The following is a 14,295-nucleotide window of genomic DNA, read 5'->3' on the forward strand; positions in this document are numbered from 1 at the left end:
ACTGTATGGATAACCGCCGATTGTAGCAACGGGCCGGCCCTCTGCCACAAGCGCGCAAATGCGTTCGGACATCGTGTTTTTTTGTGATAGGGTTCGCGCCCGCAAAAATCCAACCGGTTGTTTTTACCTCGGAATATTCGGTGACAAACGGCGCAATGCAGCAGTACTGCGGCCTACACGGCCATTCCACGTTTCATACACATTTTACCCACAGCGTTATCCACAGGTAGTCCGTTGCTAAGCCCCCCAAAACGCATTATCTTGTAGGTCGTCGCCAAAAAAACCCTACATGTAGGGTTTTCAGCGAAAAGACCAAACACAAATCAGACAAGAAACTCAAGCTCTTTCTTGCTCCTGTTTGGTGAACTTAAGCCTTTTTCAGAAGACCAAACCGCGCACGCGGATGGCAGCCGTTTTCTGCCCCGATCAGGCGAAAACGGTACGGGTGTTGCAGTACGAAACTGTCACCCACCAGGAATACGGTAAAGAGCCCCAAGGCTTGTAACCGAAGACTTCGGCATGGAAGCGGCGCGAACAGCTCCCTTCCTCCTGTCCCGAAGTTGTTATGCCAGGCCCCTGGCCTGTTGTAAGTGCTTCAGGACGGAACGGTGGGCACCGTGATGGTGCCCAAATAAATATAGAATGTGGAGACAACCCCCCATGCAAACCGACACAACTCGCGAGAACCCGCAGGGCTCCGTGCCGCAGGCCGCTGATTCGAACCTGGATCTGTCCGCCACCGCGCCCGGCCAATTGCGCGTGATCAAGCGTAACGGCACTGTCGTTCCTTACACCGATGACAAAATCACCGTCGCGATCACCAAAGCGTTTCTTGCAGTTGAAGGCGGCACCGCTGCTGCCTCGTCGCGCATCCACGACACCGTTGCCCGCCTGACCGAACAGGTCACCGCAACCTTCAAGCGTCGCATGCCATCGGGCGGCACCATTCACATCGAAGAAATCCAGGACCAGGTCGAACTGGCCCTGATGCGTGCCGGCGAGCAGAAAGTCGCCCGCGACTACGTGATCTACCGTGACTCGCGCGCCAAGGAACGTGCCGTACGTTCCCCGGCCGAAGAAGCTGCCGTACAAGCTCACCCGTCGATCCGCATCACCCTGGCCGACGGTACATTTGCACCGCTGGACCTCGGCCGCCTGAACACCATCATCACCGAGGCCTGCGAAGGCCTGGAAGAAGTCGATGGCGACCTGATCCAGCGCGAAACCCTGAAGAACCTGTACGACGGCGTGGCCCTGACCGACGTCAACACCGCACTGGTGATGACCGCCCGTACCCTGGTCGAGCGTGAGCCGAACTACTCGTTCGTCACCGCGCGCCTGCTGATGGACACCCTGCGTGCCGAAGGCCTGGGCTTCCTGAAAGTCGCCGACAGCGCCACCCACCACGAGATGGCCGACCTGTACGCCAAGGCCCTGCCGGCCTACATCGCCAAGGGTATCGAATTTGAATTGCTGAACCCGATCCTGGCCACCTTCGACCTGGAAAAACTCGGCAAGGCGATCAACCACGAGCGCGACCAGCAGTTCACTTACCTGGGCCTGCAAACCCTGTACGACCGTTACTTCATCCACAAGGACGGGATCCGCTTCGAACTGCCGCAAGTGTTCTTCATGCGCGTGGCCATGGGCCTGGCGATCGAAGAGAAGCAGAAAGAAGACCGTGCCATCGAGTTCTACAACCTGTTGTCGTCCTTCGACTACATGTCGTCGACCCCGACCCTGTTCAACGCCGGCACCCTGCGTCCACAGCTGTCCAGCTGCTACCTGACCACCGTGCCGGATGACCTGTCGGGCATCTACCACGCGATCCACGACAACGCCATGCTGTCCAAATTCGCCGGCGGCCTGGGTAACGACTGGACCCCGGTGCGTGCACTGGGTTCGTACATCAAGGGCACCAACGGCAAGTCCCAGGGCGTTGTACCGTTCCTCAAAGTAGTGAACGACACCGCCGTAGCCGTGAACCAGGGTGGCAAGCGCAAGGGCGCTGTATGTGCCTACCTGGAAACCTGGCACATGGACATCGAAGAGTTCATCGAGCTGCGCAAGAACACCGGTGATGACCGTCGTCGTACCCACGACATGAACACCGCCAACTGGATCCCTGACCTGTTCATGAAGCGCGTCTTCGATGACGGCAAGTGGACCCTGTTCTCGCCATCCGAAGTACCGGACCTGCACGACCTGACCGGCAAGGCTTTCGAAGAGCGCTACGAGTACTACGAAGCCCTCACCGAATACCCGGGCAAGGTCAAGCTGTTCAAGACCATCCAGGCCAAAGACCTGTGGCGCAAAATGCTCTCCATGCTGTTTGAAACCGGCCACCCATGGCTGACCTTCAAAGACCCGTGCAACCTGCGCAGCCCGCAGCAGCACGTGGGCGTGGTCCACAGCTCGAACCTGTGCACCGAGATCACCTTGAACACCAACAAGGACGAGATCGCCGTTTGCAACCTGGGCTCGATCAACCTGCCGAACCACATCGTCAACGGCAAGCTGGACACCGCCAAGCTGGAACGCACCGTGAACACCGCCGTTCGCATGCTCGATAACGTTATCGACATCAACTACTACTCGGTACCCCAGGCGCAGAACTCCAACTTCAAGCACCGTCCGGTCGGCCTGGGCATCATGGGCTTCCAGGACGCGCTGTACCTGCAGCACATTCCTTACGGTTCGGACGCTGCAGTCGAGTTCGCCGACAAGTCCATGGAAGCGGTCAGCTACTACGCGATCCAGGCTTCCTGCGACCTGGCCGACGAGCGTGGCGCCTACGAGACGTTCCAGGGTTCGCTGTGGTCCAAAGGCATCCTGCCGCTGGATTCGCAACAGATCCTGATCGAGCAACGTGGCCAGAAGTACATCGACGTTGACCTGAACGAATCCCTGGACTGGGCGCCGGTACGTGCCCGTGTGCAGAAAGGCATTCGTAACTCCAACATCATGGCCATCGCACCGACCGCCACCATCGCCAACATCACTGGCGTATCGCAGTCGATCGAACCGACCTACCAGAACCTGTATGTGAAATCGAACCTGTCGGGCGAATTCACCGTGATCAACCCGTACCTGGTCCGCGACCTGAAAGCCCGCGGCCTGTGGGACTCGGTCATGATCAACGACCTGAAGTACTACGACGGTTCGGTGCAGCAGATCGAGCGCATCCCGCAAGAACTCAAAGAGCTCTACGCGACTGCCTTCGAAGTGGACACCAAGTGGATCGTCGACGCCGCCAGCCGTCGCCAGAAGTGGATCGACCAGGCTCAGTCGCTGAACCTGTACATCGCCGGCGCATCGGGCAAGAAGCTCGACGTGACCTACCGCATGGCCTGGTACCGTGGCCTGAAAACCACTTACTACCTCCGTGCCCTGGCTGCCACCAGCACCGAGAAGTCGACCATCAACACCGGCAAGCTGAACGCTGTTTCCAGCGGCGGCAACCACGGTGATGATTCGGTTCTCGCCGCACCTGCCGGCCCGGCGCCAGTGCCTAAAGCCTGCGCGATCGACGAGCCGGATTGCGAAGCTTGCCAATAAGCTGAGCACACCCTGGGTCTAACCACCCAAGGTTGAAAAACCCCCGATAGGCCTACGGCGTATCGGGGGTTTTCTTTTGCCTGGAACAACACCGTCGCGATTCGCGCAGGTATTTCACCTCCTTGAAAACATCGGTGGGCTTCTGGCCGACGTGCATCATGGCGGCTTTTATCGCTGAAACAGTGATGCAGTTGCCGTCGGAGCCCTGACTGAATCCGCTCCAGATATCGCCCGGCTGGCCTTGTACCGTTCCGACAGCCGTGTATCCGCCTGTGACGCCCCCACCTATAGGCGTTATCTGAACATCCAAAAAAAAGCCCCTCACGCGAGGGGCTTTTCGGTAAAGCGAGTTAAAGCGACAACATCAGGTCATCTGAATGATGGTCTGCATGATGGTGCTTTGGGTGGAGATGGTCTTGGCGTTCGCCTGATAGTTGCTCTGGGCCTTGATCAGGTCCACCAGCTCGTTGGTCAGGTTGACGTTGGAGTTCTCCAGGGAGTTGGCCACGATCGAACCCAGGGTACCGACTTGCGGGGTATCAAAACCCGGCTGGCCCGACGCGAAGGTTTCTTTCCAGGTGGTGCCGCCGGCTGGCTGCAGGCCCTGCTCGTTGTTGAAGCTGGCCAGGGAGATCTGGCCGATGGCCTTGCTCTGCTGGTTGCTGAACGTGGCGAACAGTACACCGCTGCCGTCGATTTTCAGCCCGGTGATTTGCCCGGTGGCGTAGCCATCGGTGGTCGGCGGGTTGCGGTAGGTGGCGGAGTTGTACTGGGTGATGTTGCCCATGTTGACGGCCACGCCGTCTGCGTTGGCGGCCGCACCGTTAGGCGTCCAGACACCATTGACCAGGCCGCCCGGCTTCCAGTCGGAAATGGTCAGGGTGGTATTGGAAGCGGTGGCTGGCGGGGTAACGATCCCGGTCAGCTTGCCGGAGGTGTCAAACGACAGCGTCGAGGCGACTGGCGCTTTCACGTCAGTACCGGTGCCGCTGATCGGCGAGCCGTCAGGGTTGCGCCCATCGATCAGGGTGTAGGACTTCCAGGTGTTGGAGTCGGTCTTCACCAGGTACTGCACCATCGGATGCGCGTTGCCCTGCGTATCGTACAGCGTGGTGGAATATTGAGTGGTGAAGCTGTCCGATTTGGTCGGATCAAACGGGTGCGCCGTCTGGTCGATCGCCGTCTCGGAGGAGTTCAGGTTACTGGTGGAATCCACCTTGCTCGAAGCCTTCGGCGGCAGGTACGACAGGTTGAGCTGCAGGTCGGTCAAGCCGCCCTTCTGGATGTTGCCATCGGCATCCGCTGCGTAGCCTTGCAGGCGCGAGGTGCCGGTGTTGTTGGTGATGTAGCCGTCCTTGTCGGCCCGGAACGCACCGTTGCGGGTGTATTCCAGCGAACCGTCGCTGCCCTTCTGCACGAAGAAGCCGCCGCCCTGGATCGCCATGTCGAGCGTGCCGCCGCTGTTGTTGACGTCACCCTGGGTGAACTGCTGGGACACGGCCGCCAGGTTCACGCCATTGCCGATGCTGTTCTGGCCGGTACCCAGCTTGGAAGCCGCGTAGATATCCGCGAATTCCGCACGGGACGACTTGAAGCCGGTGGTCGCGACGTTGGCGATGTTATTGCCCGTCACGTCCAGTTGTTTGTTGGCCGCATAGAGGCCGCTAAGGCCGATGTTAAAAGACATTGTTCTCTCCTTTTGCCGTATTTAGCCGGCTCTATGTACCGATAGTCTGAATTTGCGACAGCTTGATACTGCCCAGGCCGCCCGCCAGGTTCAGCACCATTTCAGCGCCGTTCGTACCCAGGGTTACGCTGGTCACCGTTGCCGGCAGCGAGGTGGCGAGGGCCACCGAGTCACCCTTGTCATTCTTGGTGGTGGCATTGAAGGTGTAGGTGCCGGGTGGCGCCGTCTCACCCGCATCGGTCTTGCCGTCCCAGACGAAGCTGGAGTTGCCGGCGCTCTGGGCGCCCATGTCGATGGTGCGAACGACGTTGCCATCCTTGTCGGTGATCTTGACGGAGACGTTGCCCGTCGCCGCCGTCACCGCCACGGAACCGGTCATGCTCTTGCTGGTATCCACCATCGCCTTGTCGGTCTGGGTGATGACCGAACGCCCCACCAGCGACGAAGCCTGCAGCGCCTGGGAGGAGCTGAAGTTGCTGGAAATCGCATTCACCGAGTCATTCAGGTTGTTGATGCCTTCCAGACTGCTGAACTGCGCCAACTGTGCGACGAACGCGCCATTGTCCTGGGGCGACAGCGGGTCCTGGTTTTTCAGCTGGGTCACCAGCAATTGCAGGAACGCGTCCTTGCCCATCGCCTGGTTGCCCGTCGCCGACTTGGCGGCGTCACCGACGCTGGTGTTATCTGTCGCCGTCTTGACCTTGGAATTAAAAAGGTCCTGGACTGCCGTGTTCGTCGAACTGTTATCAACAATGGCCATTATTTGGCGCCCCTTATCACTGACCCAGGGTCAGGACCTTCTGCATCATGGTTTTGGCGGTGTTCATCATTTCCGCGTTGGTCTGGAACGAGCGGCTGGCGGAAATCATGTCGGCCATTTCCTCGACCACGTTGACGTTGGGGTAGTACACGTACCCTTTTTCGTTCGCGGCAGGGTGGTTCGGCTCGTAGCGGGCTTCGAGGTTGCTCTGGTCTTCGACCACACCGAGCACCTGCACGCCCTGGCCTGCGGCATCCTGGTTCTGGAACAGCGAATCGCCGCTGCCACTCTGGCCGCCCTGGCCGCCCTGGAACATGGTGGCGAACACCGGGTGCCGGGCGCGGTAGGTCTGGTCAATGCTCGAAGACACGGTCTCGGCGTTGGCGATGTTACTGGCGACGGTGTTGAGGCGCGTGGTCTGCGCACTCATGCCACTACCGGCAATATTGAAAACACTGGCGAGGGACATGGCTTATTCTCCACGCAGGGCTGACATCAGCCCTTTGAATTTGCTGTTGAGCAGGGTGAAGCTGGCCTGGAAGTTCACTGAGTTCTCGGCGTAGGCCGATTGCTCCAACTGGGCGTCCACGGTGTTCTGGTCGATCGACGGTTGCATCGGCGTGCGATACAGCAGCGACTCGTCACCATTGCCCAGGCCTTGCGCCTCGATATGACGGCTGTTGGTCATGTTCAGGGCGAAGGTGCCGTTCTTGGTCTTGTCTTGCTGGGCGGCGAGCACGGCAGAGAAGTCCAGGTCCCGAGCCTTGTAGTTCGGGGTGTCGGCGTTGGCGATGTTGTTGGCCAGGACTTCGGCACGCTGGGCGCGAAAGCCCAGTGCTTGTTCGTGGATACCGAGCGCTTTATCGAAGCTGATGCTCATGGCGGAAACCTTTAGGGGCTGACCTGCTTTTCGTAACAAGGATTTAGCAAGGGCCATGCCAAGTTGCTTGATCCCCGTAAATCAAGGGTTTGAGAGGGAATTGCCGGCGGCAATGCCAGAAAAGCGGCAAAGGGTTTCCGCGAAACGCCAGTAAAGCGGCAATGAGGGCTTGCCGCTTTGCGGCCATAAAAAAGGGAGGCCTGTGCAGGCCTCCCTTTTTGTCCAAGCACTCATCACTTGGCCTGGTAAATGATTCCAGGACTGCACTGCACCATCTGGTAATGATCCGGCAAACCGTTCAGCGCCTCGGAAGCCCCCAGGAACAGATAACCGCCACGCTTGAGGGTGCCGTGGATGCGCAACAGAATGTCTTTCTTCACCTCGGCCGAGAAGTAGATCAGCACGTTGCGGCAAAACACCATGTCGAACTTGCCCAGGCTGGCATAACTGTCCAGCAGGTTGAACGAACGAAACTCCACCCGGCTCTTGATCGGCGCCTTGACCGCCCAACGCCCTGCTCCCTTGGGATCGAAGAAACGCTGCAAGCGCTCCTGGGACAACCCGCGCCCCAGCGCCAGGCTGTCGTACTCGCCGGTCTTGCAGTTGGTGAGCATGGTGCCGGACAAATCCGTGGCCACGATTTGCGCCCCGGCTTTCAACTGGCCCATGTTGGTCCGCTCGAACTCATCGATGGCCATCGAAATCGAATACGGTTCCTGTCCCGACGAACAGGCCGCCGACCAGATGCGCAGACGCTGGCCGGGAGCGGCCTTGATCGCCTCGGGCAGCACCTTGTTCTTGAGCACTTCAAACGGATAGGTATCGCGAAACCACAAGGTTTCGTTGGTGGTCATGGCGTCGACCACCATCTCCTTGAGCCCGCTGCGTGGCTGGCCCTGGATCCGTTGCACCAACTCCCCGAGGGACTTGATGCCTTGCTGCTCCATCAGTTTGTTGAGACGGCTGGATACCAGGTACTGCTTGTTTTCACCGAGCAATATGCCACAGGCCTTTTCCAGGAAGACCCGGAACTGTTCGAAATCCAAATTACCCGTAGACAATGATACCGCCTCTTAAATCGTGTGACCGCCAGGGAAAAGGCCCCTAGCCGTGATCTGCTGCCTTGATCCGGTCGACTACCCGGGATGCCAGGTCATCAGGGCGGAATTTGGCCAGGAAGTCATCGGCACCGACCTTCTTGACCATCGCCTGATTGAATACACCCGACAACGAAGTATGCAGGATGATATGTAGTTTTTGCATGCGTGGGTCGTTGCGTATCTCGGCCGTGAGGGTGTAGCCGTCCATTTCCGGCATCTCGATGTCGGAGATCATCATCAGGAATTCTTCTTCCGGCTTCTTGCCCTCATCCACCAGCTTGCGCAGGTAATCCAGGGCCTGGCGACCGTCATTGAGCGCGACCACTTCGACCCCAACGGTCTGCAGGCAACGGGACACCTGCTTGCGCGCGACCGAAGAGTCGTCCACCGTCAGCACCCGCAGCGAGATCGCCTTGTGCGCGGTTTCGGCGTCTACCACACCCACCGATATCGCCTCGGAGGTCGGGGCCACTTCGGCGAGGATTTTCTCCACGTCGATGATTTCCACCAACTGGTTGTCGACCCGCGTCACCGCCGTGAGGTAGTGATCGCGACCGGTGCCCTTGGGCGGCGGATGGATCTCTTCCCAGTTCATGTTGACGATGCGCTCCACCGAGCGCACCAGGAAACCCTGGGTCTTGGTGTTGTACTCGGTAATGATCACGAATGGGCTCTCGCGGTCCTGCAACCCCGCCGAACCGGTGGCCATTGCCAGGTCAAGAATCGGGATGGTCGCGCCACGAATGTTCGCCACACCGCAAACCACCGGGCTGGACTTGGGCATTATTGTCAGCTTGGGACACTGCAGCACTTCGCGAACCTTGAAGACATTAATCCCGTACAGCTGCTTGCCGTCCAGACGGAACAACAGCAACTCCAGGCGATTCTGCCCCACCAGCTGTGTGCGCTGGTTCACTGAATCCATTACACCGGCCATGCCCAGACTCCTACGCTAAAACTTAGGGGTACGACGCGTACCCAACACTAAACGGCACGAGCTTTGCTTTTTTATTGGCCATGGACATCAAAACGACAGTTTCCCGACGCCTCCGATCCCCACAGTACCGCAGATTGCTCTGCGTCTCGATGGCGTTGCTTGCCTTGGCTACGGGCCAGCCGGCCCGCGCCGATAACGTCACCTTGCCTGATCTGCTTATCGGCGTCACTCAAGGCTTTCTTGAGTTCACTGTAGAAGATTATCTGGCCACGACGCAGACACCGGGCCGCTACGAAATCCAGGTCAACCAGCTGGATCCGCGCCTGCGCATGCCCATGTGCGACAGAGAATTGACAGCTTCCCTGGAAAGCCCCGCCCAGCCCATCGGGCGCGTGACCGTGAAAGTGCGCTGCGAAGGCGCCTCGCCCTGGACGGTGTTCGTGCCCGCCCAGGTCAAACTGTTTCGCGAAGTGGTGGTGGTGACGCGCCCGCTGAAACGTACCGGAATCATTGGTTATGATGACGTCGCGATGCGTGAGCGCGACATCAGCATGATCACCCAGAGCTACCTCACGTCCCTTGACCAGGCACTCGGGCAGAAACTTACCCGACCAATGGTTGCTGACCAGGTGATTACCCTGGTCCATCTCGAGCAGGCCGAAGTCGTGCGCAAAGGTGACCAGGTGGTGATTTCCGCCAGCAGCGGTGGCCTGAATGTAAAAATGCCGGGGGAAGCCCTGTCCAACGGCGGCATGAGTGAACAGATTCGCGTCAAGAACCTGAATTCCAACCGCGTGATCAAGGCCCGGGTGACTGCGCCGGGGCAGGTTGAGGTGGCTTTATAGATCACTGGCATCGGACGCCAGCTTTTCCTACACTGTGCGCAAAGCGGCATCGCGCATAGGTTTATTGTCAATCGAGCCTAAAGTTTGTCCGGGTATGGCCGAAAACATGGCAAGCGTCCAAATACCCAGAGGTTTTTTTAACATGGTCATCGATTTCAGTCGTTTGAATAACGCCCTGCCAACGCCCGGTTCTTCGCGCACCAACGGTGCCAAAGACAGCGTTGAAGCCAAGTCCCAGCCTCTGCCTGCCAAGACAGAACAGGCCGGTGCGAGCCAAAGCGGGGAATCGGTACACCTGAGCAATGAGGCTCAACAGTTGCAGAAGGTCACTGACTCGCTGAGCGATCAGCCAGTTGTCAATAAAGCCCGTGTGGCCGAATTGAAACAGGCGATTGCCGATGGCAGCTATAAGGTCGACAGCAACCGTGTAGCCAGCAAACTGCTTAACTTCGAAGCCGAGCGCTAGGCAAAGGCCTGCGCCAGGCTTTTGGACGCTTAAACCCCAAGGCCAGCCATGCACGACGAAAACTTGCTACAACTGATCATTGAAGACCTGCCTCCCGCACAGCAGCTGCTGGAGCTCCTTCGAGAAGAATCACTGGCCCTGTACGGCCGGGACATGCGCATGCTGGAAGAAATCCTGGCGCGCAAGCAATCGCTGATCGTCCTGCTGGAACAGCACGGCAAGAAGCGCAGCCAGATTCTGATCAGCCTGGGCCTCACGGCCGACCACAAGGGCCTGGAACAACTCGCCAGCCACTCCACGGTGGGCGACCAGTTGCTGGCCCAGAGCAAAGAACTCAACCAGTTGCTGACCCTGTGCCAGGAAACCAACCTCCTCAACGGCCAGGCCATCCAGCTTCAGCAAGCCACGACCGCCAATCAGTTGCGTATTCTCCACGGCGGCGAGCCTCCGGCTCTCTACAACGCTCAAGGCTCCACCTCACGCCTGGCCAAGCCAAGCACCCGCAGCCAAGCCTGAAACCAGTTTGAGCGCGCCCTATCCAAGTCGCGCCACATACTGGCAAAATGACAGCACTTGCGTGTAGTCGTATTTTGTCTGGAGATGGAAGAACCGTGTTCAACGCCCTTAACGCGGAAGATGCTCCGCAGCCACCCAAGGTACTCACCACGCCGCTGGAAATCGCTGGCACCTTGCGGATGCTGCAAGAAAGCCATGATCCGCTGATCATCACCTTCCATGAACGCAACCAGCGGTTTCAAAGCTACCTGGTGGAAATCGACCGGGACAGCAAGACACTGGCCCTGGACGAAATGGTCCCGCGCGACGGCGAACGCTACCTCGAGAATGGCGAAGCTTTCCGGATCGAAGGTTTTCACGAGGGGGTGCGGGTAGCCTGGGAAAGCAACGGCACCCTGACCCTCGATGAAGCCGGCGGCCACCGTATTTACCGCGGCAGCATGCCTGGCGAGGTGATTTACCATCAGCGTCGCAACGCCTTCCGCGCGGCGCTGAAGCTGGCGCAACTGGTGAGCGTCGAACTGGGCGGCGACAAACTCAAGGCCCCCATCAGCGGCAAGTTGCTGGATATTTCCGCCACCGGCTGCAAATTGCGCTTCGAAGGGGATATTTCCGAGCGCCTGCAACTGGGCCAGGTCTACGACCGATTTATCGCCGCGCTACCCTTTGGCAGCATGACCACCTCGGTAGAACTGCGTTACCTGCACTTCGAAGAAAGGATCAACACCACCTTCGCCGGCCTACGTTTTCATAACATGAGCGGGCTGGTGCAGCGTCAGGTCGAGCGGTTTGTGTATCAACTGCAGCGTGAAGCGCGCCGGTTTGACAAGGACGACGACCTTTAAACAATAAAGGTCGCGACAAAAAAACGGGCAGTCCCTCAAGGGGGCTGCCCGTTTTTGCTTTCAGGGGCGCGCCCTGCTCAAGTCGTGGGGGTGATCATCCGGGTCCGGATGCTCTGGTGGCTCGGTGACAGGCTCCGGCTGATCCAGTTCGGGATCGACTACTGGCTCGGGATCCACAACGGCGGTCTGCATCTGGTCCTGCACCACCTGTTCGTCCACTCGCGGATCGAGGCATGCTACCAGGGGCGAGCTGGACATGCTGTCGGGCATCGCCACGTGATGCAGCGGTGCGTCGTCCACCTGATGCAGGTTGGTGACCGCCTTGGGCCGGATGCGCCACACCAGGATCAATGCGCACACGCTGAAAAACGCATACAGCATATGGCTGCCGAACAGCTTCATCACCACACCGGCCAACAGCGGGCCGACACTGGCGCCGATGCCGTAGGTCACCAGCAACATCGCAGTGAGCGACACCCGGCGATCACCCTCGACGTGGTCGTTGGAAAACGCCACAGCCAGCGGGTACAGGCAGAACTGCACCAGGGAACAGAGAAAGCCCGCGACGAACAGCACTTCCAGTGGTACCTGGGTCATGATCGCCAACGGCAACGCGGCCACCGCCAGGCACAAGGCGAAACAGCGAATCAACAGCGCGCGGTCATATCGATCGGACAGCCAGCCCAATGGCCACTGCACCAGCAGCCCGGCGAAAATGCAGCTACCCATGAACAGGCCGACCTGCTCGGTGGTCAGCCCTTGCTGAGACGCGTACAGCGGCGCCAAACCGTAGAACGAACCGACGATCAGCCCGGCCCCCAACACCGTACTGAGGGACTGCGGCACCCGCTTGATAAAGAAGCGCGGCTCCATCGGCGCCGGATGCAGCGGCGCCGGGTGAATGCGGCGAGTCATGGCCACCGGCACCAGGCACAGCGCAAAACACAGCGCGACCAGCATCAGCAACTCAAGCCCCAACTGCGGGTGCATCACAAGGATCAACTGGCCCAGCACCAGGCCCAGGTACGAGGCGATCATATAGCCGCTGAACACCGCACCGCGTTGCTTGGCTTCAGCCTGTTCGTTAAGCCAGCTCTCGATGACCATGTACTGGCACATCATGCCCAGGCCGACAATCATCCGCAGCACAATCCAGGCTGGCAGCCAGTTGATCAGCCCGTGGCCCAACACCGCCGCGCCGACGATCCCGGCACAGGTGGCGTAGGCCCGGATATGCCCGACGCGGCCAATCAGGCGGTGACCGATCTTGCCCCCCAACACCAGGCCAAAATAGTTGGCGGCCATCAACGCACCGACCCACAGGCTGTCGACGTGATCTGCCGCCAGGCGCAAGGCCAGGTAAGTACTGAGCAGGCCAGAGCCGATCAGCATCATCAGGGAAGCAAAATAAAGGGCTCGAAAAGGTTTCCAGATCTGGCGCATCGGCGTTCCGAGCGGCTCCTTGCTGTGGGTGTCAGGACTACCGGAATGATAGTCCCGGGTCGTCGGGTCCGGACAGCCAAAACATGCGGTTGCCGGGGAATATTTTGCTCATGCCAATTGGCTACGTGTCAGACGCTCGCCAGTCACCCGCGAGGTACACGATGCAGACGAATACTTGCGCCGCCCCGTTCTTGCCTCCCGTGTGAACCTCAAACGCGGGCAAGGTTCGGTTGGTGTTTGAAAAGTCTGCCGCACTCAAACGCCCGGCCACAAAAAAGCCCCGCCAGATAAATCTGATCGGGGCTTGCGGACGTCGAGGCCGCATGGGCAGCAACGGTGAAGTGGTGTCCCAGGGCCGGTTCGAACGGCCAACCTTCCCCTTAGGAGGGGGATGCTCTATCCAATTGAGCTACTGGGACTAATGACAGCCAACCGGCGATGGGCACGGCGACGGACGGCGTGCATGTTAACGGCGCAGGTGAATTTTGTCATGTCGTCCGTTGGCTTTTTGAGTGTAGGCCCATGCCAGTGACACCCGGTGGTATTCCGCTCAACGATTACGGACGGTTCGGACCATCGTGCAAAATGCACTCCCCCAAAATGCCATCATTGCAAATTGCAACAGCATGGCAATCTGGACGCTATATAAATGTCTGATTTTAAAGGATTTATTGTCAATTAAAGACTGGCACGACACCTGCAATCCTTTATCCTACAAATACAGTCCGGCCCAGCCATCTGCGGAGAACATGCACATGAACAGCGCACTTCTACTAGCCCTCAATACCGTTGCACTGGCTGCGCTGGTGATGTTCCATTTTCAGTCCACCACTTCCGACGACGCCGCGCAGGTCAGCCAGGCGATTCCCCATCACCTGCAGCAGCGCCCGCAACTGGCTGTCATGAAGCCGAACATGCAATCCCCACTGCAACTGACCCAGGGCACTCAAGCTGCTCCTGCCGCTGAACACTGGGTTTTCTGAACCGCTTACCGGAGCATTCCATGAACAAGTCCGCCTGGCTGTTTCTGACCCTGGCACTGGCCGCCGCCGGCCTCGGCCTGAACGTATTGTCGCAAGACGTACAGACAGTCTCCTTCGTCGCCGCCGGCGTGTTTGGCAGCCTGTGGGTATTGGCAGTCTTCATTGGTCGGCGCATCAAATTCGATCCCGTACTGCGCTGAATCCCTCCGCTCGTCGCCCTCGCTAAAATCGCTGCCACGCCTCGGCTCGTCCGTCCGGACAGCCGACCATATGTC

The 14,295-nt window shown here is 59.1% G+C and carries 14 protein-coding genes and 1 tRNA gene; 7 read left to right on the top strand and 8 right to left on the bottom strand.

Annotation, left to right across the window (positions count from 1 at the left end; translation table 11 throughout):
* Nucleotides 1-660: 660 nt before the first annotated feature.
* Nucleotides 661-3,558: a ribonucleoside-diphosphate reductase subunit alpha gene (locus V6607_RS24840; protein ID WP_008435294.1), complete on the top strand. Its 2,898-nt coding sequence runs from the start codon at nt 661-663 to the stop codon at nt 3,556-3,558.
* A 364-nt stretch (nt 3,559-3,922) separates the two neighbouring features.
* Here V6607_RS24840 and flgE read toward each other — a convergent pair whose 3' ends face one another.
* The 6 genes from flgE to V6607_RS24870 form a co-directional block, all read right to left on the bottom strand.
* Nucleotides 3,923-5,245: a flagellar hook protein FlgE gene (gene flgE, locus V6607_RS24845; RefSeq protein ID WP_003214240.1), complete on the bottom strand. Its 1,323-nt coding sequence runs from the start codon at nt 5,243-5,245 to the stop codon at nt 3,923-3,925.
* Nucleotides 5,246-5,276: 31 nt separating this feature from the next.
* Nucleotides 5,277-6,005, bottom strand: a complete 729-nt coding sequence (gene flgD / locus V6607_RS24850) for a flagellar hook assembly protein FlgD (protein ID WP_003214242.1) — start codon at nt 6,003-6,005, stop codon at nt 5,277-5,279.
* Nucleotides 6,006-6,021: 16 nt separating this feature from the next.
* The gene (gene flgC / locus V6607_RS24855; protein WP_003214244.1) at nt 6,022-6,474 is read right to left on the bottom strand and encodes a flagellar basal body rod protein FlgC; all 453 of its coding nucleotides are present in this window, start codon (nt 6,472-6,474) and stop codon (nt 6,022-6,024) included.
* A gap of 3 nt (nt 6,475-6,477) precedes the next feature.
* Entirely contained in the window at nt 6,478-6,885 is a 408-nt protein-coding gene (flgB, locus tag V6607_RS24860) for a flagellar basal body rod protein FlgB (RefSeq protein ID WP_003214246.1), read from the bottom strand.
* A 233-nt stretch (nt 6,886-7,118) separates the two neighbouring features.
* Nucleotides 7,119-7,946: a protein-glutamate O-methyltransferase CheR gene (gene cheR, locus V6607_RS24865; protein WP_003214248.1), complete on the bottom strand. Its 828-nt coding sequence runs from the start codon at nt 7,944-7,946 to the stop codon at nt 7,119-7,121.
* Nucleotides 7,947-7,989: 43 nt separating this feature from the next.
* A complete protein-coding gene (locus V6607_RS24870) occupies nt 7,990-8,922 on the bottom strand; it encodes a chemotaxis protein CheV (RefSeq protein ID WP_003214250.1) in 933 nt (310 codons plus the stop codon).
* Nucleotides 8,923-9,002: 80 nt separating this feature from the next.
* On the opposite strand from V6607_RS24870, the gene flgA reads away from it, so the two are divergent.
* The 4 genes from flgA to V6607_RS24890 all read left to right on the top strand — a co-directional run bounded on the left by flgA (nt 9,003) and on the right by V6607_RS24890 (nt 11,594).
* Nucleotides 9,003-9,767, top strand: coding sequence for a flagellar basal body P-ring formation chaperone FlgA (flgA, locus tag V6607_RS24875; RefSeq protein WP_032899382.1), 765 nt, complete (start codon nt 9,003-9,005; stop codon nt 9,765-9,767).
* Between the two features lie 142 nt (nt 9,768-9,909).
* Nucleotides 9,910-10,233 (top strand): flagellar biosynthesis anti-sigma factor FlgM, encoded by a 324-nt coding sequence (gene flgM, locus V6607_RS24880; protein WP_003214254.1) that lies wholly within the window; start codon nt 9,910-9,912, stop codon nt 10,231-10,233.
* 48 nt (nt 10,234-10,281) lie between these two features.
* Nucleotides 10,282-10,749, top strand: coding sequence for a flagellar protein FlgN (locus V6607_RS24885; RefSeq protein ID WP_003214256.1), 468 nt, complete (start codon nt 10,282-10,284; stop codon nt 10,747-10,749).
* Nucleotides 10,750-10,844: 95 nt separating this feature from the next.
* A complete protein-coding gene (locus tag V6607_RS24890; protein ID WP_087694479.1) occupies nt 10,845-11,594 on the top strand; it encodes a flagellar brake protein in 750 nt (249 codons plus the stop codon).
* Nucleotides 11,595-11,654: 60 nt separating this feature from the next.
* On the opposite strand, the gene V6607_RS24895 is transcribed toward V6607_RS24890, so the two are convergent.
* The gene (locus tag V6607_RS24895) at nt 11,655-13,037 is read right to left on the bottom strand and encodes an MFS transporter (RefSeq protein WP_102369716.1); all 1,383 of its coding nucleotides are present in this window, start codon (nt 13,035-13,037) and stop codon (nt 11,655-11,657) included.
* 342 nt (nt 13,038-13,379) lie between these two features.
* Nucleotides 13,380-13,456, bottom strand: a tRNA-Arg gene (locus V6607_RS24900).
* Nucleotides 13,457-13,792: 336 nt separating this feature from the next.
* Between V6607_RS24900 and V6607_RS24905 the strand changes: the two genes are divergently transcribed.
* Both V6607_RS24905 and V6607_RS24910 read left to right on the top strand, forming a co-directional pair.
* Nucleotides 13,793-14,020: a hypothetical protein gene (locus tag V6607_RS24905; RefSeq protein ID WP_102604982.1), complete on the top strand. Its 228-nt coding sequence runs from the start codon at nt 13,793-13,795 to the stop codon at nt 14,018-14,020.
* A gap of 20 nt (nt 14,021-14,040) precedes the next feature.
* Nucleotides 14,041-14,220, top strand: coding sequence for a PA3371 family protein (locus V6607_RS24910; protein WP_003214263.1), 180 nt, complete (start codon nt 14,041-14,043; stop codon nt 14,218-14,220).
* The last annotated feature ends 75 nt before the right edge of the window (nt 14,221-14,295 follow it).

The organism is Pseudomonas sp. KK18, assembly GCF_037094675.1.
GTDB lineage: Bacteria > Pseudomonadota > Gammaproteobacteria > Pseudomonadales > Pseudomonadaceae > Aquipseudomonas.

What these genes read in the sequence shown, in the direction of transcription:
- V6607_RS24840 (WP_008435294.1), top strand. Translation starts at nt 661, where the DNA reads ATGCAAACCGACACAACTCGCGAGAACCCGCAGGGCTCCGTGCCGCAG.
- flgE (WP_003214240.1), bottom strand. Translation starts at nt 5,245, where the DNA reads ATGTCTTTTAACATCGGCCTTAGCGGCCTCTATGCGGCCAACAAACAA.
- flgD (WP_003214242.1), bottom strand. Translation starts at nt 6,005, where the DNA reads ATGGCCATTGTTGATAACAGTTCGACGAACACGGCAGTCCAGGACCTT.
- flgC (WP_003214244.1), bottom strand. Translation starts at nt 6,474, where the DNA reads ATGTCCCTCGCCAGTGTTTTCAATATTGCCGGTAGTGGCATGAGTGCG.
- flgB (WP_003214246.1), bottom strand. Translation starts at nt 6,885, where the DNA reads ATGAGCATCAGCTTCGATAAAGCGCTCGGTATCCACGAACAAGCACTG.
- V6607_RS24870 (WP_003214250.1), bottom strand. Translation starts at nt 8,922, where the DNA reads ATGGCCGGTGTAATGGATTCAGTGAACCAGCGCACACAGCTGGTGGGG.
- flgA (WP_032899382.1), top strand. Translation starts at nt 9,003, where the DNA reads ATGGACATCAAAACGACAGTTTCCCGACGCCTCCGATCCCCACAGTAC.
- flgM (WP_003214254.1), top strand. Translation starts at nt 9,910, where the DNA reads ATGGTCATCGATTTCAGTCGTTTGAATAACGCCCTGCCAACGCCCGGT.
- V6607_RS24885 (WP_003214256.1), top strand. Translation starts at nt 10,282, where the DNA reads ATGCACGACGAAAACTTGCTACAACTGATCATTGAAGACCTGCCTCCC.
- V6607_RS24895 (WP_102369716.1), bottom strand. Translation starts at nt 13,037, where the DNA reads ATGCGCCAGATCTGGAAACCTTTTCGAGCCCTTTATTTTGCTTCCCTG.
- V6607_RS24905 (WP_102604982.1), top strand. Translation starts at nt 13,793, where the DNA reads ATGAACAGCGCACTTCTACTAGCCCTCAATACCGTTGCACTGGCTGCG.
- V6607_RS24910 (WP_003214263.1), top strand. Translation starts at nt 14,041, where the DNA reads ATGAACAAGTCCGCCTGGCTGTTTCTGACCCTGGCACTGGCCGCCGCC.